General features: G+C 35.4%; 17 protein-coding genes and 1 tRNA gene. 6 read left to right on the top strand and 12 right to left on the bottom strand.

Annotated elements, in window-relative coordinates:
- Positions 1–70: 70 nt before the first annotated feature.
- From LZZ90_RS11550 to LZZ90_RS11540, 3 genes are all read right to left on the bottom strand, one after another.
- A complete protein-coding gene (locus tag LZZ90_RS11550; RefSeq protein WP_237790856.1) occupies positions 71–328 on the bottom strand; it encodes a hypothetical protein in 258 nt (85 codons plus the stop codon).
- A 2-nt stretch (positions 329–330) separates the two neighbouring features.
- Positions 331–639, bottom strand: coding sequence for a co-chaperone YbbN (locus LZZ90_RS11545; protein ID WP_237790855.1), 309 nt, complete (start codon positions 637–639; stop codon positions 331–333).
- 95 nt (positions 640–734) lie between these two features.
- Positions 735–1370 (bottom strand): peroxiredoxin, encoded by a 636-nt coding sequence (locus tag LZZ90_RS11540; RefSeq protein WP_237790854.1) that lies wholly within the window; start codon positions 1368–1370, stop codon positions 735–737.
- 217 nt (positions 1371–1587) lie between these two features.
- Between LZZ90_RS11540 and LZZ90_RS11535 the strand changes: the two genes are divergently transcribed.
- The gene (locus LZZ90_RS11535) at positions 1588–2601 is read left to right on the top strand and encodes a DUF3667 domain-containing protein (RefSeq protein WP_237790853.1); all 1014 of its coding nucleotides are present in this window, start codon (positions 1588–1590) and stop codon (positions 2599–2601) included.
- Between the two features lie 63 nt (positions 2602–2664).
- Positions 2665–3693 carry a M28 family metallopeptidase gene (locus LZZ90_RS11530; protein ID WP_237790852.1) on the top strand — a complete coding sequence of 343 codons (1029 nt, stop codon included), beginning with the start codon at positions 2665–2667 and terminating at the stop codon, positions 3691–3693.
- A gap of 50 nt (positions 3694–3743) precedes the next feature.
- Here the strand turns inward: LZZ90_RS11530 and LZZ90_RS11525 are convergent, their stop codons facing one another.
- The 7 genes from LZZ90_RS11525 to LZZ90_RS11495 form a co-directional block, all read right to left on the bottom strand.
- On the bottom strand, positions 3744–4073 hold the full coding sequence (locus LZZ90_RS11525; RefSeq protein ID WP_237790851.1) for a YegP family protein: 330 nt from the start codon (positions 4071–4073) through the stop codon (positions 3744–3746).
- 141 nt (positions 4074–4214) lie between these two features.
- On the bottom strand, positions 4215–7643 hold the full coding sequence (locus LZZ90_RS11520) for a zinc-dependent metalloprotease (RefSeq protein WP_237790850.1): 3429 nt from the start codon (positions 7641–7643) through the stop codon (positions 4215–4217).
- Between the two features lie 219 nt (positions 7644–7862).
- Positions 7863–8450 (bottom strand): autotransporter outer membrane beta-barrel domain-containing protein, encoded by a 588-nt coding sequence (locus LZZ90_RS11515; protein WP_237790849.1) that lies wholly within the window; start codon positions 8448–8450, stop codon positions 7863–7865.
- Between the two features lie 128 nt (positions 8451–8578).
- Positions 8579–8654: transfer RNA gene (locus LZZ90_RS11510), tRNA-His, on the bottom strand.
- 98 nt (positions 8655–8752) lie between these two features.
- A complete protein-coding gene (bshB1, locus tag LZZ90_RS11505; RefSeq protein WP_237790848.1) occupies positions 8753–9478 on the bottom strand; it encodes a bacillithiol biosynthesis deacetylase BshB1 in 726 nt (241 codons plus the stop codon).
- A gap of 3 nt (positions 9479–9481) precedes the next feature.
- Entirely contained in the window at positions 9482–10546 is a 1065-nt protein-coding gene (locus LZZ90_RS11500) for a chorismate-binding protein (RefSeq protein ID WP_237790847.1), read from the bottom strand.
- Complete coding sequence (locus LZZ90_RS11495) at positions 10546–10974, bottom strand: PaaI family thioesterase (RefSeq protein WP_237790846.1); 429 nt, start codon at positions 10972–10974, stop codon at positions 10546–10548. The genes LZZ90_RS11500 and LZZ90_RS11495 overlap by 1 nt, the downstream gene beginning before the upstream one ends.
- Before the next feature lie 142 nt (positions 10975–11116).
- Here LZZ90_RS11495 and LZZ90_RS11490 point away from each other — a divergent pair, with 142 nt between their 5' ends.
- The 4 genes from LZZ90_RS11490 to LZZ90_RS11475 all read left to right on the top strand — a co-directional run bounded on the left by LZZ90_RS11490 (position 11117) and on the right by LZZ90_RS11475 (position 18052).
- Positions 11117–12679, top strand: coding sequence for a hypothetical protein (locus LZZ90_RS11490; protein WP_237790845.1), 1563 nt, complete (start codon positions 11117–11119; stop codon positions 12677–12679).
- A gap of 19 nt (positions 12680–12698) precedes the next feature.
- Positions 12699–13346, top strand: a complete 648-nt coding sequence (locus tag LZZ90_RS11485; protein ID WP_237790844.1) for a DUF1579 domain-containing protein — start codon at positions 12699–12701, stop codon at positions 13344–13346.
- Positions 13347–13515: 169 nt separating this feature from the next.
- Positions 13516–17184 carry a phosphoribosylformylglycinamidine synthase gene (gene purL / locus LZZ90_RS11480; protein ID WP_237790843.1) on the top strand — a complete coding sequence of 1223 codons (3669 nt, stop codon included), beginning with the start codon at positions 13516–13518 and terminating at the stop codon, positions 17182–17184.
- A 190-nt stretch (positions 17185–17374) separates the two neighbouring features.
- Positions 17375–18052: a DUF3667 domain-containing protein gene (locus tag LZZ90_RS11475; RefSeq protein ID WP_237790842.1), complete on the top strand. Its 678-nt coding sequence runs from the start codon at positions 17375–17377 to the stop codon at positions 18050–18052.
- A 30-nt stretch (positions 18053–18082) separates the two neighbouring features.
- Here LZZ90_RS11475 and LZZ90_RS14105 read toward each other — a convergent pair whose 3' ends face one another.
- Together LZZ90_RS14105 and LZZ90_RS11465 are read right to left on the bottom strand one after the other, a co-directional pair.
- Positions 18083–20332: an ATP-binding protein gene (locus LZZ90_RS14105; RefSeq protein ID WP_237790841.1), complete on the bottom strand. Its 2250-nt coding sequence runs from the start codon at positions 20330–20332 to the stop codon at positions 18083–18085.
- Positions 20333–20511: 179 nt separating this feature from the next.
- Positions 20512–21087, bottom strand: coding sequence for a dual specificity protein phosphatase family protein (locus LZZ90_RS11465; RefSeq protein ID WP_237790840.1), 576 nt, complete (start codon positions 21085–21087; stop codon positions 20512–20514).
- Positions 21088–21095: the final 8 nt, after the last annotated feature.

The raw sequence follows: 21095 nt of genomic DNA, 5'->3' as shown, positions 1-21095 counted from the left end.
GATAAAATTGATAATGACAAAAAAAAGACCTTCAAAATGAAAGTCTTTATATAAAGTAACGTTGCTGTTGTTATTTATCGATAGAACCTAAAACACGTTGCATGAAAGCATTAAGCGCTTCTTTTTTATCGGTTCCTTCTTTTACCATTTTGTTAACTTCCAAAGCGCCGTACATATTGGAAATCAATTCACCGATTACATCCAGTTCTTCATCTTTTAAAGACGGAACTTCGGTTAAGGCTTCCAAAACTTCAATGGTTTCTACGATATAATCCTGATCATTTTCCTCAATAAACTGAGTCAAGTGTTTAATTACGGGTAATTTCATAATCAAGCGATTTCGTTTACCAAATCCGTTAAAACTTCAGCCTTGTTGGTTTGCGTTTCGTTTACCAATTTACCTTTTACAAAAGTTGCAAAAGTTGGCAAATTGGAAACATTCGCGAGTTTTCTGGATTCCGGAGAATGTTCTGCATCAACCAAAACAAAAGTTAGGTTTTCTTTCTCAGAAGCCAACTTTTTGAATTTAGGTTTCATGATTCGGCAATTACCGCACCATGAAGCGGAAAACTGAACCACAACTTTATCGTTGGAGTTTACGATTTCCTGTAATTTATCTTCGTTTAATTCGATTAACATAACCTTTATAATTTAGGGATTAAAAACAAATTCCAAACTTCAGGCTCATTTTTGCAAACAAGATCCTGTCATTTGGAATTATAAATGTTTACAAATTAGTTTTTGCTTAAATATGCAGCAGTGCTTAAACGGTCTGCAGTCATCGCTTCTTTACCTTGCTCCCAGTTTGCAGGACAAACTTCACCTTTAGTCTGAACGTGAGTGTATGCATCGATTAAACGTAAGTACTCGTTCACGTTTCTACCTAATGGCATATCGTTTACACTTTCGTGGAAGATTTTTCCGGTTTCGTCAATTAAATAAGTAGCTCTGTAAGTAACGTTTGAACCTGTGATTAAATAATCTCCAGTTTCTTCGTTGAACTCTTCTTCAGCGTCTAAAATTCCTAAAGCAGTAGATAAATTTCTTGTAGTATCAGCTAATAATGGGTAAGTTACACCTTCAATTCCACCATTATCTTTAGCCGTGTTTAACCATGCAAAGTGAACTTCGTTCGTATCACAAGAAGCACCGATAACTACAGTGTTTCTGCTGTCAAATTCTGGTAAAGCAGCTTGGAAAGCGTGTAATTCTGTTGGGCAAACGAAAGTAAAATCTTTTGGATACCAGAACAACAATACTTTTTTATTGTTTTTAGTAGCTTCTTCAAAGATGTTGATTCTTAGGTTGTCCCCCATTTCTGAGATGGCATCAACTGTAATACTTGGGAATTTTTTTCCAACTAATGACATAATGTATCTGTTTTTAAAGATTATTAAATTTTAACAAGGCAAAAATAGAGATAAGATTACTGCTTTTCCATGCTGTTTGATTATAATTTTTTATTAAATGATAAACAAATCCTATTTCAGTAAAATAAAAATAACCGTTTTAAAGCAAAATCACTTTAAAATTCTGTAAAGAAAATAATATATTTTATAACTTTAAGGTATTCTAAATCAGGTACAAATGAGTAAAAATACTTTACGAACCGATAAAACCTGCCTTAATTGCGGAACCACCGTGGAAGAACGTTACTGCCCACAATGCGGTCAGGAAAATACTGAAACCCGAAAATCGTTCCATTATCTTTTCACCCATTTTTTAGAGGATTTGATCCATTACGACAGCGGGTTCTGGAAAACGATGAAGTACCTGCTCCTTTACCCTGCCAAACTCACCAGAGAATACCTTTCCGGAAGAAGACAAAGTTATGTAGTACCTGTTAAGCTTTATATTTTCATCAGTTTTATTACATTTTTTCTGTCCGGATTTGTTCTGAACACCGATGATATTGTTGGAGAAAATAAAGATTCCTTAATCAAGGTGAACCGTCAAACCGATAATCGAAATATCAAACTCTACAGAACTAAAGATACCATTCCGGTTAACGGTTTGAATTTAACTAGCGATAAAAAAGGCTGGCTTACCGACTACAAAACCGTTTGGGAATTGGATTCTATTCAGAAGACTTTACCAGAAAATAAGCGACTAACAAAAATTCAATATTGGTTCACAAAAAAATTAGTGAGCATTTCAGAACACAATACACCAAGGGAAACTCTTGCCAAAGGCGCAATACTTTTCAAACAAAACCTTCCTAAAGTATTGTTTCTCTATATGCCTATTTTTGCATTTTGGCTTTGGCTCTTTCACGGTAAAAAACGTTGGTATTACTTTGATCACGGCATTTTCACCCTGCATTATTTCTCTTTCTTATTACTTTTAACCAGTCTCTTAATAATAGTTGAATGGATTTTAAGCTATTTCGATTTTATAGTTTTCGATATTCTGAAAGGAATTATTAGAACCGTCTATTTCTTTTGGCCGATCCTCTATTTTTACAAAGCACACAAAAGATTATACGCAGAAAGTAAGTTTGTATCGTTCTTAAAAAGTTCAATACTGTTTTTTATCAATTTCGTGCTGGTGTTTTTCTTTTTACTTTTTTATATTGCTGTTACTTTTATCAGCATTCATTAATTGTATTGTTTTTGAAACAAAAATGAAGTTTCTGCTACTAATTGTAAAAACCTAATTCATTCTATGAAAAAAATACTGATAAGCTGTTTTGTGCTTTCCTTAACCTTTGCGAGCTGCACTTCCCAAAAAGGAGCTGTTGCACACAAAACTGTAGGGATTGACCAATACATCAATGCTGTCGAGGCAAGTAACTTAAAAACAAACCTCTACGTGATTGCTTCCGATGAAATGCAAGGAAGAAACACAGGCGAACCCGGACAGAAAAAAGCGGGTGAATACATCATCAATCAATATAAAAAGTTAGGAGTTCCATATCCTAAAGGTGCAACAAGTTATTATCAGAAAGTACCTTCGGAATACATGAAAAAAGGTTTTGCCCCTAAACTCAATGACTCAGAGAACATTTGGGCCTATATTGAAGGTTCTGAAAAACCGGATGAAATTTTGGTCATTTCGGCTCATTACGACCACGTGGGAATGAAAAACGGAGAAATCTATAACGGTGCAGACGATGATGGTTCCGGAACAGTTGCAGTTATGGAACTTGCCAAAGCGTTCATGAAAGCCAAAAAAGAAGGTCACGGGCCAAAACGTTCGATCCTATTTCTGCATGTAACCGGTGAAGAACATGGTTTGCACGGATCGCGTTATTATTCGGAGCATCCGTTATTTCCTTTAAAAAACACAATTGCAGACATCAATATCGATATGATCGGGCGACGTGATAATTTAAACCCGAACGACAACAATTATATTTATGTGATCGGTTCCGACAGATTAAGTTCTGAATTACATACCATCAACGAAGAAGTCAATAAAAAATATGTACAACTTCGTTTAGATTACAAATACAACGACCGTAACGACCCAGAGCAAATTTATTACCGTTCCGACCATTATAACTTTGCAAAAAACGGTGTTCCTGCCATTTTCTTTTTTAACGGAATTCACGACGATTACCATAAGCCGACAGACGAAGTGGAAAAAATCGAATTTGATTTATTAGCAAAAAGAGCCAAACTTGCTTTTGCCTTAGCATGGGAACTGGCCAACAGAGACCAGCGAATCGTAGTCGATAAAGACGGAAAATAAACCCATAAAAAAAGCTCTCAATTTGAGAGCTTTTTTATTATATCGAAACACTACAAATCTTCTTTAACATCGGCATCCGGAGCATTTTTCTTTACCGATTCAATTCCGTTGTCACGTGCAGCAACAGATTCGTACATTTCACTGTTTCCGATAATTTGTCCGTTAGTCGCTTTTAAATTAAAATACGGCTTTCCGTTTTTGGACTCCAAACGATCAAAACGTGCATCCTCTTGCGAGTTTTTCTTAACTGATTCGATTCCGTTTTCGCAAGCTGCCTTGGTTGTATAACCTTCACTTGCTAAAATTACCTGTCCGTTTGATGCTTTTAAAACAAACTGGAATTCACCGTTTGCTCTTTTAGTAATTAAGAATGATCCCATGAATTTTAATTATTATTGATTAATACTGATTTTAAAATTTATTCCTACTAAAATAAGAAGATTATACTTTAAAATCAAGAAAATTCTTCAAAATAAAAAAGCCCCGATTTCTCGGAGCTTTAATTCAGAAATGATATTTACTTATTCTTTAATGATCTTTTTAACGAAATTAAAATTATCACTATCAACTTTTAATATATACATTCCAGATTGAAGGTTACTCAAATTGATCGTTTTTTCAATATTGAAATTTTTCTCATCTGAAGTATAAACCAATCTACCGTTATTATCAAATACTGAAATATTTACATCACCTTTAAAATCTTCTAAAGAAACAGTAAACACTCCCTTTGAAGGGTTTGGTGTAACTTTAAGCGCAGTATCTTTTGAAGATGAATTATTTAATCTTAACTCGCTTATCTCAATAATATTTGAAAGTGTATTGCTACAAAGAGGTCCATCAAACTCATTTAATATGTCGATTCTAACTGTTACACCCTGAAAGTTACCTTGTAATTGATTTGTATAAGTTACATAAAACCCTCCTGAAGCTGTTGTCCATGTGTATTTCAAAAACAAATTCTGGCAGATAAAATCAGTGTTTGTATTTATCACTTGATGAAGCCAACCACCTTTGGTCTGCTGTGTAGAAACAAGAGTCAGTGAATTCAAACAATCACAAGGGCAAAGCGAATTGATTTCAGTATAGTTTTGACTTGAACATCCTGCAGCATCAGTCACAGTCAATAAAAGTGTACCTGGTAAATCAGTCCAATTTACATCAACACTTGATTGATTATTAGCTCCTGTAATTGTACCTGTCCCTCCAACAATTTGCCACTGAGCAGTTTGACCTGCTGACAAAACTGTTGAATTGTTAGTAACACTGTTTCCGGTTAAAAGATTACAGGCTTCTGTACTTCCATAGATTTCAGGAGTTGCTAAACCTGAAATCGTTAAATTGACAGATGTGATAACATTGTTACTATTATCTTTTAAATAAACCGTATATGCTCCATTAACGGCAAATACATAAACCGGATTGGTAACCGATGTATTGAAACTTACTCCCGTTGTATTGTTTTTAAATTCCCAATTGAAGGATGTTCCACAAACATTCGGGAAGAATTTGTAGGTATTACAGCCAACCGTATACATGCTAATTAAATCTTCGGTAGCTGAAGGAAAAACCGTGTTTGTTTTTGCATTAATTAAGTTTGGTAGAGCCATATCGACATTAAGTGAAGACGTATTTCTCGGCCCATTTTGGGTATACAAACAGGCATTAATATTACTCTGATTTACAATACTATTTGGACTGTGAATTACAGCTAAATTCTTTGAACCAACAAGGCTAATATAAAGTTTGTTATCAGGACCTTGTTGAATACTCCCCCAATTATTACTTGTTGGACGATCACCAAATTCAAATGCACTATTATTTATATTAACTGAATTAAGATTAAATTGAGAAATTTTTTTATCCAGATTATTGGTAACATAAAGCAGTTTTGAATCTGGGCTAAAAGAACCGTAAGAATTATTAGGTATTAAAGATTGCATTCCATGATTGATTTCAACTGGACTACTAATAATTCCTTGAGCTTTATTAAAATCAAATATAAAATTTCTATAATAACCGTCAGCACTAGGTGTATTTAGAGAATGTAAGAAGATTTTATTCCCATTTGGAGCTGCTTTAATAGAGGCATAATCATGTAAACCCAATGAAAGCTGAAACTGGCTTACGTATGATAATCCACTACTTGTAAACGAATAAACAACTAAATAATTAACACTTCCCTTTTTTAAAACAGTTAATAACCAATAACCATCACATTTTTCAATAGCTGTGAGTCCAGTTCCTCCAGTCAATGCTCCATCTGAAGTAAACGCATCAAACCCTAATCCTTGTGGGAAGTTAACAGGTTGTCTTTCACTCCCCATAGATGCAATACCATTAACAGTATTAACTACATGATATCTGAAGCCCAAATTATATTGACCATTACTATATGTATTGGTAAAAATCCAATACTGATTATTATTACCTGGTTTAGGCAACGTAATTACATTTGAAGCAGAATAGGCCATTACATTTTGTAATGGATTCGAATTAATTTGAGTATGCTGATTATTCCAAACATTTATGCCATTGGAATAAAACAACATATTTCCATTCGAATCGTTTTGAACTGTAGATCCCTGTGTTTGTCTATTCGTTGGAAATGTAGGGTCAAAAACAGGGATTCCTCCATTAAATTTCAATCCAAGCGAACTGCTTAAATACCAATATGAGTTAGAATTCGGTGTAAAACTTGAACAATCAGTCACAAAAACCTGAATTGAAGAAGTAGCTGCTTGACCACTTTCCCCAGTTACTGTTAATGTTACCGTGTAAGGAGAATTAACCGCAGAAGTGTATGTATGAGAAGGACTCTCTAATGTAGATGTTGTTCCGTCTCCGAAATTCCATAAATAGGATTCTGCCGGCAATGGGTAAAATGTTATTGGCATTGTATTAGCGCAAGCTGTGTACGTTGTTGGATAAATAGTTGCCGAAACTGCATTCTGGAAATCACACGTTCCTGCATAAATCAAATTATCATAAGAAACCAGTTCAGATCTGTATAACGAAACTAAACTTTGCATCCTTTGAATCTGACCGGCAGAAAAATGATCTGCACAATAATTATCACCATAATCCATATAGTTGCTAATATCATCAACAACAGCTGGAAATTCCGGACATGAGTTGGTTCCTGTTTCACAATGATAATTAGGAGCTGAAGCCTTTGGTGTATCACAAACTTTGTCTCCATCTTGAGAACAATCTCCTGTTGAAGCCGAACAACCAGCCTCAAAAGTGTGGTACAAGCCTAAATAATGCCCCACTTCATGAACAAGAGTTTTTCCTTGGTCAAAACTTGGTAACAAATTTGCTGAACCATTACCAAAAACATTGGCTCTGATAACAATTCCATCATGTGTTTGAGCTCCCGGGAACCAAGCATAGCCTAAAACGCCTGGAAGACCGCCATCAATTGTGTTAACCACCCAGATTCTCAAAAATTTTTCTTTGGTAATTGATGAATGAGCAGTTGCCATTAATTGTGCCTGTTCTGTGGCGGTTTCATGATTTGTTAAAGTACTATTCTGAATATGAATAATCCCCGGTGTGCTTTGAACTCCACCTGAATTCATCGGAACCTGAGTACCTGAACCTGCTCTTGTTGCCAAGCAGAACTTGATTCCAGTATTAGAAAAATACTGATTCAAAGCAGTTAGCTGACTGTTTACCTGTGTATCCGAAATGTTTGTTGCTGCTGTCCCATCATGAACAACATATACAACAACAGGAACAGTGTAAGAAGCTTGTGGCGGGGTTGAATCTTTCCCTTGGTAACTTTTTACTGAATTGATCTGACTGTCAATCCAATTCAATTGTTCTTTTGCTTGAGGGTTTTCCTTTAAAGCTTTCTTTAGAAGAGCATCGGTAGCACAAGGAGGTGCTTGCGAATAGCCAACTGCTCCGAAGAACAGTAAGGCTGAAAGAATAATTTTTTTCATGTTTAAATTAGGATTTATATTACAATTTCAACAAATGTAAAATTTAAATTGTAATACAATACTGTCATATTATTTTACTAACAATAAAATAATTTATAAATATTTTCCTAACATTACACAATTAATCAGCTATAAAACAGATAACTAAAAATTTTTAAAACAATCCAGAAAAAAAAACTCCGAGTTTCCCTCGAAGCTTTCTGTCATTATAAGATAAAATTAAAACTGATATCCGATTCGTACACCAACACGAGGTGTCCATTCCTCAACATTTTTGTTATCAATATCGCCTCTTCCTTTAATTTCCAATTTCCACATAATTCCTGCAAAAGGATCGATGGAAAGATTTCCTGTTTTTAACTTATAACCAACTTCCGGACTAAAAAAAGAGAAATAGGAATAAGTACCTTTAAATTTTCCAATTGAAAGGGTTTCGTCGAATCTTATATTTCCATAAGAGAGAAAATTGCTGGTATAAATCCCTTTATTTTCTTTACAGTAATAAGTTTTGGATCCAATTTCAGCAACAAAACCTTTCCCTGTAAAGTCAAAGCCTGAAGTTTCATAATCCATTGTACCATAAGCTAAGTTGGCAACATTGGCAGAAAAATATTTTTTATTGGTATTATTTTGAATTTCTCCAAATTCTACACTAACACCTATTTGACTTAGCTCCGGACCGGAATAAAATACCGATACGGTTGTTGCTTTTTCAGTAGTTGATTTCTCAGCAGTTGTTTTTGTTTCTTCTTGAGAATAAGTTGCCATTCCAGCTAATAAGCATATAGCTAAATAAATTTTCTTCATTGTAAATACTTTTAATTGACACTGCAATAATACAGAAAATAGTTACATAGAAATATTGAGCAGTAAAATAATTTTAGAAGTTTTTTAAAACAAAAAAAGCTCCGAGTTTCCTCGAAGCTTGTATTTAAGGGTGAAAGACGGGTCTCGAACCCGCGACCTTCGGAACCACAATCCGACGCTCTAACCAACTGAGCTACAATCACCATTTGATTATGCCTCTCAAAGTTTGACAATTCAAATCCTGATTAGCGAGTGCAAATATAGCGCATTTCTCAGCTTTCGCAAATATTTTTTCAAAAAAATTATATCAAATTTCCTAAACTATTGACTGCCAAATATCTTTCCACAGTAAAACCTTCACCAAAATCAGTTCCGATTAGCCTTCCCAGGTCTTGAGAACGGTACGTAAGGCTTTCCAAAAAGTTCTTTGTAGCAATTGGCGTTACAGGTTCATTGGAATTCGAATCGTAAAATTGGGAACTGTAGGCCATGATCGCTTCCACTTTTTTATCAGTGAATCCGGTAACGTCTACCACAAAATCGGGTTCGATATTTTTCCACTGAATATAATGATACACCAATTTAGGGCGCCAGGCTTGTTGATTTTCTCCATTCAGACTTGTTTCAATTCTTCTCAATCCGGAAAGAAAACAAGCATCAGAGACCAGTTTACTTCCTTTTCCGTGATCAATATGGCGGTCCTCGATAGCATTGCATAAAACGATTTCAGGCCTATATTTCCTGATCATTTTAATAATTTCCAGCTGATGTTTTTCATCGTTCATAAAAAACCCATCACGAAAACGCAAATTCTCTCGTACTTCAATTCCAAGTATTTTTGCAGCAGCAGCCGCTTCTTTATCCCTGATTTCGGCGGTTCCTCTTGTTCCTAATTCTCCTCTGGTCAAATCTATGATTCCTACTTTCTTACCTAAAGAAACTTCTTTGGCAATTGTAGCTCCACAGCCTAATTCCACATCGTCAGGATGTGCTCCAAAGGCTAATATGTCTAATTTTAATTCACTCATAGTTTACGCTAAAATCTTTTTCATGGTTAGCGACTTGTTTACTGTTTCTAAAAATTCTTTTTCCGGATCACTGTCTTTGGTAATCCCGCATCCTATATATAAATCTGCTGAAGCAGTGTTTATTTTCATACAGCGTAAATTCACAAACAAATCGGAACATTCGCTTCGGCCGGTTTGGAAATTGTAATTCAGTTCACCTAAAAATCCGGAATAGTACTCGCGATCATAACCTTCATTCTCAAGAATAAAGTCTTTTGCTGTTAACTTCGGATAACCACAAACGGCAGGTGTTGGGTGCAATATTTTAAGTACTTCCCGTAAATCGGCTTTATCGTTTAATTTTGCAGAAATATCAGTTTTAATATGTAGAAGATTTCCCGCCTGAACCGTGTATGGACTGGAAACCACTTCTTCAGAAACATAACTTTTCAGGTTTTCCAGAATAAAATCGGTTACAAATTGTTGTTCGTCTTTTTCTTTCTGCTTCCAATCCACAATTTCTTTGCCTTTGTTTTTCTTGGTTCCGGCAAGAGCGACTGTTTTAATTTCGAACTCTTTTACCTTAAGAAGCTGTTCCGGAGTTGCGCCCATCCACATTCCTATTTTCGGATGAAAAAAACAATATTTAAATGCCGATGGATAAATGTTCAGCATATTTTTGAACAATGTTTCCACCTCAAAATTATTGATTGTAACACTTTCTTTTCTGGAAAGCACCACTTTTTGAAAATATCCGGAATTGATATGATTTACCGCCTTTTCAACTAAATTTTCAAAGTTTATTTTTGCAGATTCGTCTATTTCATAAAATACGGAAGTTTGTTGAGGAACTTCATGAAAATGAAACTCTTCAGTGATTATCTGCAAATGTTCTTCAGGCAAAAAAACATAATTTTCACCGTCGAAGGGAGCAAACACAAAACCTTTCTCATTAAAATCCTCCACAAAATACAAATGATCGTTGTTCTGAAAAAGCCCGACAATACAATTCGCATTCGGTTTAGAATACAAAACAAACGGAAGATTTTGTTCCTGTTGCGTTTTTACTTTTAAAAATAAATCGGTCATTAGCTTCTTTTTCTTGGCAACACCATATTGGTTAACTTACAAAGTGAAATCAAGTTGCCTTCTTCATCTGTGATTTTAATTTCCCAAAGATGTACTGTCCTTCCTTTATGAATAATTCTTGCGGTACCGGTAACTAGTCCTTCTCTTTTACTTTTTAAATGATTTGCAGAAATCTCAATACCTCTTACTTCCTCCTCCGCAGGATTAATAAACATAATGGAGGCTGCACTTCCCACACTTTCTGCGAGCGCTACTGAAGCTCCACCATGAAGCAGTCCCATTGGCTGATGAACGCGAGGATTTACCGGCATTGTAGCTACCAAAAAATCTTCACCTGCATCGGTAAATTCCATTTCAAGGGTTTCCATTAAAGTATTTTGAGAAAATTTTTTGCAAAGCTGTAATACTTTTTCTTTATCGAAAGACATAGTTTTGGGTTTAAAATGTAAATTTATGAAAGTTTTTAATGCCACTAACAAACTAATTTGTCTAAAAAAACGTTAATTTAGACCTCTGAAAATTCTTTAAATTTTGAATAAAACGATGTTTTTACACAAATCAAAAACTTTTATGCGCCACTTTTTTACCTTTTTGGTACTTGGTATTTTAACTTTATTAAGCTCATGCCGAGACGATTTCGAATTTGAATCGAGCACCGGAGGCCTTGAGTTTTCAAAACAAACCGTCTATTTAGACACTGTTTTCACAAACATAGGTTCGAGTACTTATACTTTAAAAGTTTACAACCGAAGTGACAAAGACATCAAAATCCCGACCGTTCAATTATCTCAAGGGAATAATTCAAAATACCGCATCACCGTTGATGGCATGATGGGTGAAGACAACGATGGAAACGGCATCGGTGACGGGAAAATTTTCAAAAATGTTGAACTGCTTGCCAATGACAGTCTGTTCATCTTTATTGAAACCACTATCGATTACAGCGAATTCAACGGACCAAACTCTCAATACCTTTACACGGATAAAATCGAATTCAGTAATATAAGTTCCGCTCCGCAAACGGTCGATTTAGTAACTTTAGTAAAGGATGCTGTTTTCATCAAACCAAACAGAACTTTACCTGCTAATATTAAAGAAAAACTTATTTTAAATGGGGAAGCGTCAGATATTATTGGTCACGAGCTTTCCACTCCGGAAGAATTGAACTGGACGAGTAGCAAACCTTATGTCGTTTACGGCTATGCCTTAGTTCCCAACGGAAAAACTCTAAACATTGCCCAAGGAACAAAAGTTCATTTTCATGCGGATTCCGGTTTAATTGTAGACGATACCGGAACACTAAACATTGACGGAAATGCAAGTACTTACAATCCTGACGGAACTGTCGCTATTGATAACGAAGTAGTTTTCGAATCCGACCGATTGGAATATGATTTTTCGGAAGTTCCGGGACAATGGGGAACGGTTTTATTATTTTCCGGAAACAATAACACCATCAACCATTTAACAATTAAAAACGCGGCGGTTGGAATTTTTATCCAAAGAATAAAGGAAACAACAACGCCAAAACTTAAAATCACAAATTCACAAATTTACAACTGTTCCAATAATGGTATCCTTGCCAGAACTGCTACTATTGAAGGTGAAAATCTGGTAATAAACAATTGTGGAAATTCGAGTTTATCCTGCTCTTTAGGCGGAAATTACAGTTTTAAACATTGTACCATTGCAAACTATTGGTCAAGGCCAAACCAAACCTGTTTAACTCTTGATAATGACGGAGCCGCAATCAATGCCCGATTCGATAACTGCATTATTTACGGAAGTACAAACTACAGTCTTGCACTAAAAAAAGTATCCGGATTCAATTTTGATTATCTTTTCAATCATTGCATGATTAAATTCTTTGATTTTGGCCAGTTTCAGAATGATCCGTTATACCCTATTGCTAACACAGCTAATTATCCGGGTTGTTTGATTGCTAAAACGTCTTCAACTAATAAACCTGTGTTTAAAAATCCTTCTAAAAATCAGTTCATTATTGGAAGTACTTCGGATGCTGTTGCAAAAGGTGATGTTCTTACAATTCCAGTTCCAAAAGATATACTAGGAAAAGACAGACCTACTGCAACACCACCAGATTTGGGCGCTTATAATTCTATCACGTTTTAACCAAAAACCAAAATAAATTATGAACAAAACAATTCTTACTCTGGCAATTGCTTCGTTAAGTTTAGTTGCCTGCAAAAAAGACGAGAAAAAGGCAGACGCTCAGTCTTCAGTAGATTCAACAGCTACAAAAACAGAAGAAGCTGCGGCTGTGATTCCTGATTCAGCAGCTATAAACAAAGCATGGATGGAATATGCAACTCCGGGAGAAGCTCACAAAATGATGATGGCTGAAAACGGAACATGGAACGGTGAAATGACCATGTGGATGAACGCTGGTGCCGAACCAATGAAACAAGCTGTCTCTGCAGAATACAAAACGGTAATGGGCGGACGTTATCAGGAAGGTATCCACAAAGGAAACTTCATGGGAATGCCCTTCGAAGGTAAAAGTACTTTAGCTTATGACAACGCAACTCAGGAATATACGTCAACATGGATTGACAATATGGGAACAGGAATTATGATCATGAAAGGAAAATATGATCCGGCAACCAAACAATTCAGCTTTGAAGGAGACTGCGTAGATCCGGTTACGAAAAAAACCAAAAAAATGAGAGAAGTTGTTACTGTTGTTGATGACAATACCCGTAAAATGGAAATGTTTGATACCGGTTACGACGGAAAAGAATACAAAAACATGGAAATTCTTTCGACAAAAAAGAAATAATTTCATGTAATGATTTTTCATAAAAAGCACAGGTTAAATCTTGTGCTTTTTTTATGATGACAAACTTTGTTAACTGATTTTTTTGGAATAAATTTGCACTTTCAAAACAACAACACACCCGGAGCGCCCCTAACTGTATGGAACGTAACGGAATAAAACAACTACAACAATGATTCATTTCTTCGGAAACCAAACGAACACTGTTTTTGCTGTTCAATCGCAAAACGAATTATCGACTGAAGACATCAACAAATTAAACTGGCTTTTTGGAAGCGCACATAAAATAGAGAAATCCGCACTGTCGGATTTTTTTGTTGGACCACGTGCCGCTATGGTAACACCATGGAGTACCAATGCCGTTGAAATTACTCAGAATATGGGGATTTCGGGAATCATCCGAATTGAGGAATTTGAAAAATCAACTTCAGATTTCAACACTTTCGACCCGATGATTTCTCAAAAATATGCAGAACTAAACCAAGATATTTTTACGATCAACATTCAACCGGAAGCCATTCTAGACATTGAGGATATTGCTGCATACAACAAACAGGAAGGTTTAGCTTTAAGCGACGAAGAAGTAGAGTACCTGAATAATTTAGCCGTTAAAATAGGACGAAAACTAACCGATTCTGAGGTTTTTGCTTTCTCACAAGCCAATTCGGAACACTGCCGCCATAAAATCTTCAACGGAACCTTTGTCGTAGATGGTGAAGAAAAACCGACTTCTCTTTTCAAATTAATCAAGAAAACTTCGGAAACTAATCCTAACGATATTGTTTCTGCCTATAAAGATAACGTTGCTTTCGTTAAAGGACCAAAAGTGACGCAATTTGCACCAAAAAGTGCTGACAAACCTGATTTTTACCAGGAAAAAGAATTCGATTCTGTACTTTCCCTAAAAGCAGAAACACACAACTTCCCTACTACTGTTGAACCTTTTAGTGGTGCAGCAACAGGTTCCGGAGGAGAAATTCGTGACCGTTTAGCAGGTGGACAAGGTTCATTGCCGTTAGCGGGAACTGCAGTTTACATGACTTCATATTCTCGTTTAGAAAATGACAGAACTTGGGAAGAAGCTATGAACGAAAGACCTTGGTTGTACCAAACACCAATGGATATCTTAATCAAAGCTTCCAATGGTGCTTCAGATTTCGGTAACAAATTCGGACAACCGTTAATCACAGGTTCCATTTTAACCTTCGAACACGAGGAAAACAACCGTAAAATCGGTTACGACAAAGTAATCATGCAAGCGGGAGGAATCGGTTACGGAAAATTAGACCAAGCGATTAAAAAGAAACCACAACAAGGTGATAAAATCGTAATTCTTGGTGGCGAAAATTATAGAATCGGAATGGGTGGAGCTGCAGTTTCCTCTGCAGATACAGGCGCTTTCGGTTCAGGAATCGAATTGAACGCTATTCAACGTTCCAACCCAGAAATGCAAAAACGTGCTGCCAATGCCATTCGTGGTTTGGTAGAAAGCGATAACAATCCAATCGTGTCTATTCACGATCACGGAGCGGGAGGACATTTGAACTGTCTTTCTGAATTAGTGGAAGAAACAGGTGGTTTAATCGATTTAGATAAATTACCGGTGGGTGACCCTACCCTTTCCGCTAAAGAAATCATCGGAAATGAATCTCAGGAACGAATGGGATTGGTGATTGGTGAAGAAGACATCGATATTTTACAGAAAATTGCAGACCGTGAACGTTCGCCGATGTATCAGGTTGGTGATGTAACTGCGGATCATCGTTTTACCTTCGAATCGAAAACTACCGGGGCAAAACCGATGGATTATGCTTTGGAAGATTTCTTCGGAAGTTCGCCAAAAACCATCATGACCGACAAAACGGTTGCGACCAATTACGCTGATTTAGCATATACTACAGAAAATATTCCAACTTACTTAAACCAAGTATTACAATTAGAAGCAGTTGCTTGTAAAGACTGGTTAACCAACAAAGTAGACCGTTGCGTGGGTGGACGTGTTGCCAAGCAGCAATGTGCCGGACCATTACAATTACCACTAAACAATGTTGGGGTAATGGCCTTGGATTTCAAAGGAAAAGAAGGAATTGCCACAACTATTGGACACTCCCCTGTTTCTGCTTTGGTTGATCCGGTAGCGGGTTCAAGAACTGCAATTGCGGAAGCTTTATCAAACATTGTTTGGGCTCCGTTAAAGGACGGTTTAAAATCGGTTTCCCTATCCGCTAACTGGATGTGGGCTTGTAAAAACGAAGGGGAAGATGCTCGTTTATATGAAGCTGTAAAAAGTTGTTCTGATTTTGCTATCGAATTGGGTATCAACATTCCAACCGGAAAAGATTCATTATCAATGAAACAGAAATATCCGAATGATGAAGTAATCGCACCAGGAACGGTAATTATTTCAGCAGCCGGAAACTGTTCAAACATTACTAAAGTTGTAGAACCTGTTTTGAAAAGAAACGGAGGAAACATCTACTATATCAATTTATCGCAGGATAATTTCAAATTGGGAGGTTCTTCTTTTGCGCAGGTTTTAAACAAAATCGGTTCGGAAGTTCCAACAATTAAAAATGCTGATTACTTCAAAAAAGCGTTCAACGTTTTACAGGATTTAATTAAAGACCGTAAAATAAAGGCCGGACACGATATCGGAAGTGGTGGTTTAATCACAACTTTATTGGAAATGTGTTTTGCTGATGTACAATTAGGAGCTTCGTTTGATTTAACTTCGTTAGGAGAAAAAGATACGGTTAAAGCTTTGTTCAACGAGAATATTGGTTTGGTTTTCCAAGCTGATGCTGAAGTTGAAGCGGTTTTTGCTCAAAACAACATTGAAATTTTCAACATCGGTTCTGTTGTGGAAGGCGATGTGGTAACATTCATCAATAATGATGATGCTTTCACGTTAAGTGTTTCTAAATTAAGAGATACTTGGTTCAAAACGTCCTTCCTTTTAGATTCAAAACAATCGAAAAACGGAACGGCAAAAGAGCGTTACGACAACTATAAAAACCAACCATTAACGTATACTTTCCCTTCACATTTTGACGGAAAAGCACCGGTTATCGACAATTCAAAACCAAGACCGAAAGCTGCAATTATCCGTGAAAAAGGAAGTAATTCCGAGCGTGAAATGGCAAATTCAATGTTCTTGGCTGGTTTCGATGTTAAAGACGTTCACATGACGGATTTAATTTCAGGACGTGAAACTTTGGAAGACATTCAATTCATCGGAGCTGTTGGAGGATTCTCAAATTCAGACGTTTTAGGTTCTGCTAAAGGTTGGGCCGGAGCGTTCTTGTACAACGAAAAAGCGAATACTGCCCTAAAAAACTTCTTCAAACGTGAAGATACTTTATCCGTTGGAATTTGTAACGGTTGTCAATTATTCATGGAATTAGAGTTAATTAACCCTGAGCATGAAGTTCACGGAAAAATGCTTCACAACAATTCACATAAACACGAAAGTATCTTTACTTCGGTAACGGTTCAGAAAAACAATTCAGTGATGCTTTCTTCTTTAGAAGGGACAACTTTAGGTGTTTGGGTTTCTCACGGTGAAGGCAAATTCAACTTGCCTTATTCTGAAGAAAAATACAACATCGTAGGTAAATACGGTTATGAAGGATATCCGGCAAACCCGAACGGTTCTGTTTTTAATACCGCTATGATGTGCGACAAAACCGGTCGTCACTTAGTAACCATGCCACACATTGAGCGTTCCACTTTCCCTTGGAACTGGGCACATTATCCGGATCAGGGACACAAAGACGAAGTTACACCATGGCACGAAGCGTTTGTAAATGCACGTAAATGGATCGAAGCAAAAAACAAATAAGATTTTCAATAAATTCTGAAAGAAAGCACTCTATTTTTAGGGTGCTTTTTTGTATTATTGTGCGAAATTTTCTCATTAAAACATGGCTCATCACAACTGCTTAAACTGCGACACACAACTAATTGGGAAGTTCTGTTCCAACTGCGGGCAAAAATCTGATACGCACAGAATAACTTTCAAGCATTTTTTCATGCATGATCTTTTGCATGGTGTCTGGCATTTTGAAAGAGGAATGCTTTTTACTGCTAAAGAAGCACTTATCAGACCGGGAAAGGCGGCTTTAGATTATATTTCAGGAAAAAGAATCCGCTATTATAATGTATTCTATTTTATTCTGTTACTTATTGGTTTGCAACTTTTTGTGAATCATTATTACGATCAGCTTTTTGAAGTATATTACAGTAGCCCAATTGGAAAAAATGATTCAACAGGTCAAAAAATAGATCTTTTCCTTGAAAAATATTACAAAATAATAATTTTTAGTTTTGTGCCATTTTTTGCACTGAACGGTTATCTTCTATTCAAAAAAAGAAAACTGAATTTAAGCGAGCATTTTATCTTGGCAGGAATTGTCTTTCTAGGAATTATGATCATTACTATTCTTGCAGATCTGCTAAATTTCTTTGAATTTACTAAGTATTTTGATTTTATAACTGATATTTCCAACATTGCCAGATTAGTCTTCATTTTACTTTATATTATATACAGCTACTATTCTGCTTTCAATGAAAATTACAGCAAACTGAAGTTCTCTTATAAAATGTTCTTATTTCTAACTCTTTTACTATTAGAGCTGATTTTTATGGGAATAACAATTTTCGGGATTGTCACTAATTGGAAATTTGGCAGTATCAGTTACCATGCCTAGAAATTTTGTCAAAAACGTTAAAATCTTTATTTATGAACAGTAAACATCAATAGTTCTATAAAGTTCCTCAACATCGACAGGTTTACTAAGCACTTTTTTAATTTTGGCTACTGTAAAGAGTTCTTTGTTTACATCTTCAGATATTGCTGTTAAAGCAACAATCGGGATTTCCGGCTTAAATTTTGAAATGTATTCTGAAGCTTCAAAACCATCCATGATCGGCATCATGATGTCCATTAAAATAAGGCAATAGTCGCTTTCACCTACCATATTACAGGCTTCAAAACCATTATTGGCAACATCACAGGCATAACCTTTGTTGGTTATGATTTTTTTGGTAATCACTTGATTTATTTTATTGTCCTCCACTAATAATATCTTGATTTGTGAAGGATCTTTAACTTGCTTTATAACAGGTTCTTGGGTAAGCTCTTCTTCTTTATGTCTATAATTTTCAAACACTAAAGAAAAAGAGATTGTAGTTCCTTTTTCAAGTTCAGAATCGATCACAATAGTTGTTCCGAATAGAGCAAGCGTCTTTTTTACTAAAGTAAGCCCAAGACCACTACCTCCATATTCGTAATTTATTTTATCTGAACCCTGAAAGAACAAATCGTAAATTTTGTCTTTAATACTTGGATCAATTCCGATGCCGTTGTCTTTAATACTGAATTGAATTTCCGATTGAACCTCATTTTCAGTTAACTTCTTAGCTTGAACAACAACCTCCCCAACTTTCGAAAATTTAAAGGCATTATCGATCAAACTGAATAAAACCTGATGCAGTTTTGATTCGTCAAAAACTACTTCTTCAGGGATTGTTTTATCAAAAAGCAACGAAAAACTGTTGTTATTGGCGCTTCTGTTTTTCTCAACTGTTGTAAGTATTTTGACCAGCAATTTTTCAAGAGAAACTACATCTTTTCTGGGAACATAATTATTGTCAAAACTATCCAGTACATTGATTTCGATTATATTTCCAGACAAATTGTAAAGATGCTGGACCGATGCCTCCAACTGCTCAATATTTTTCTCATAATTCGATTTGTCTTCTTTCATTAAATGAAGCAGACCATTTAAAGTATAAATCGGTGTTCTCAGCTCGTGGGAAATCGTGTCGAGTAATTTTTTTTTCACTGTTAAAGCACTTTCCAATTCTTCATTAACTTTGGAGAGTTCTTCGTTTTTCTGGTTCAGTAAAGTATTTGTTGAACTTTTAAACCGGGCGTTTCTATATTGAAAATAAGACAGGATCAATAAGCTCACAATTGTTATCAAGCAAAGAATTAAAAGATAATTTTTATACTTATAATTTTCGGTTTTAAGTTCGTTCTGCTTTATAATAGACTGAAATTCTATATTTTTTACTTCAAGTTCTCTTTTTTGGTTCAGAGATTGATTCATTTGAACAACTCGGTAAACCAAACGTTTTTTGAAATAATCATTGGCTATCTTTAAGTTTTCCGCTGCGGCCTTAAAATTATTTTGTTTCTGATATAATTGTCCTAAGATGAGATAGTAACGGGATTTTAGTAAATAACTTTCATCATGATTTGTAAAAATATTGGATTTTTCAGCAATTGATAAGTTTTCAAGAGCCTTATCAAAATCATTTAGATTATAATAACTTTCCGCGATTATTAAGTTTATTTCCGGCTGATCTTTACTCCCACCTGTTTCCTCATTTATCTTTAAAAATTTATAGGAGTTCAGAAGAGTTTTATTCCAATCCTTTTTCTTTAAATATAAGAGCGTCAAGTTATAATACAAATCAACTTGTTTCTCTTTAGGTGCATACTTACTCAAATATTTTTCGGAAAGTAAGGTGTATTTTTCATCTAAAGCTTCGTTTCCTTGTGAATTATAAAATACTGCAAGATGCTCATAATATTCCCCTCGAATGCAATTATTATTGTGTTTCTCTAAAACTTTCTCTGCTTTATCCAGAGCTTTTTTTGCAGAATTATAATCATATTGGGTTACATGGAAATACGATATTTCTAAATATAAATATAAAAGCTGGTCGTAATTTTTTTGTAAAATCAGTCTGCTCTCTAAAGCAGTAATAATTTGCATTCCTTGTTGGTATTGCTCATATCTGTTTTGCTCAATAAGTTGTTTTGCCTGTTCAAATTCTTTTAAAATGACAGGATCGATAATTGATTTTTGAGGAGTTGCAAAACAAAGAAAACAGAAAAAAACAAACACAAAACACCAGAGTAATGGTTTATCAGCTGTCCATTTAAAGAAATAGCCATCGTTTGTGTTTTTGGTTTCCACAATTCTGAATGTTTGTTACCTATGAATTTACGATAATATTCAGTTTTAATCAAATAATTCCGACCAATAAAACATATATTCTGTTAAATTTCAAACAGTTAAGCATGACTTTCAGACTATAAATAAAAAAACAACCCTATTTAATTAAAAATAGGGTTGTTTACTATCACGAACTAAAACTACTTAGTTTCTTTATCTTTTCTTGATTTATAATTGTGTAGGTAATCACCTTTAGGTTTTCCTAAATCGAAAGAACTCCATTTGGTTAGAACACGTGTGCTGGTTCTGGCCTCATCCCTATCCATTCCTTCATATTCAATTCTATATAATGCCGAATACATTTCCGCACGCCCAACGCCATGGTAACAGTGAATCAAAACCGGATAATTAGCTGGATTATCCATGATTTTAAAGAAAGTGTCCAAATTCTCCTGCTTTGGCACCTGATCCGAACCATTGTTATAATAATTAACTCCCGGAATTTTAGCAATTGCTTCTTTTTCAGCGGTTAATTCAGCTGGGATTTCAGGATTGTTCACTAAATCTCCTGTTCCGGGGAAACGTAAATCAACTATCGATTTGATCTTGTATTTCTTTACGTATTCTTCGATTTCATCTGGCGGAATAACTCCGCTTTTATATACTTTTCCTTCAGTAATGGTCTCAAAATTATGGTTGATGTTCATATCATAAACATATTTTCCCACACCTGCGAGAACAACCAAAAGAACCAATAAACCTATCTTTTTCTTCATCCTAATAA

Origin of the sequence: Flavobacterium sp. SM15 (genome assembly GCF_022012335.1) — a bacterium.
GTDB lineage: Bacteria > Bacteroidota > Bacteroidia > Flavobacteriales > Flavobacteriaceae > Flavobacterium.
The sequence above is the reverse complement of the archived record's forward strand: the minus strand, read 5'-3'. Positions and strand labels throughout refer to the sequence as shown.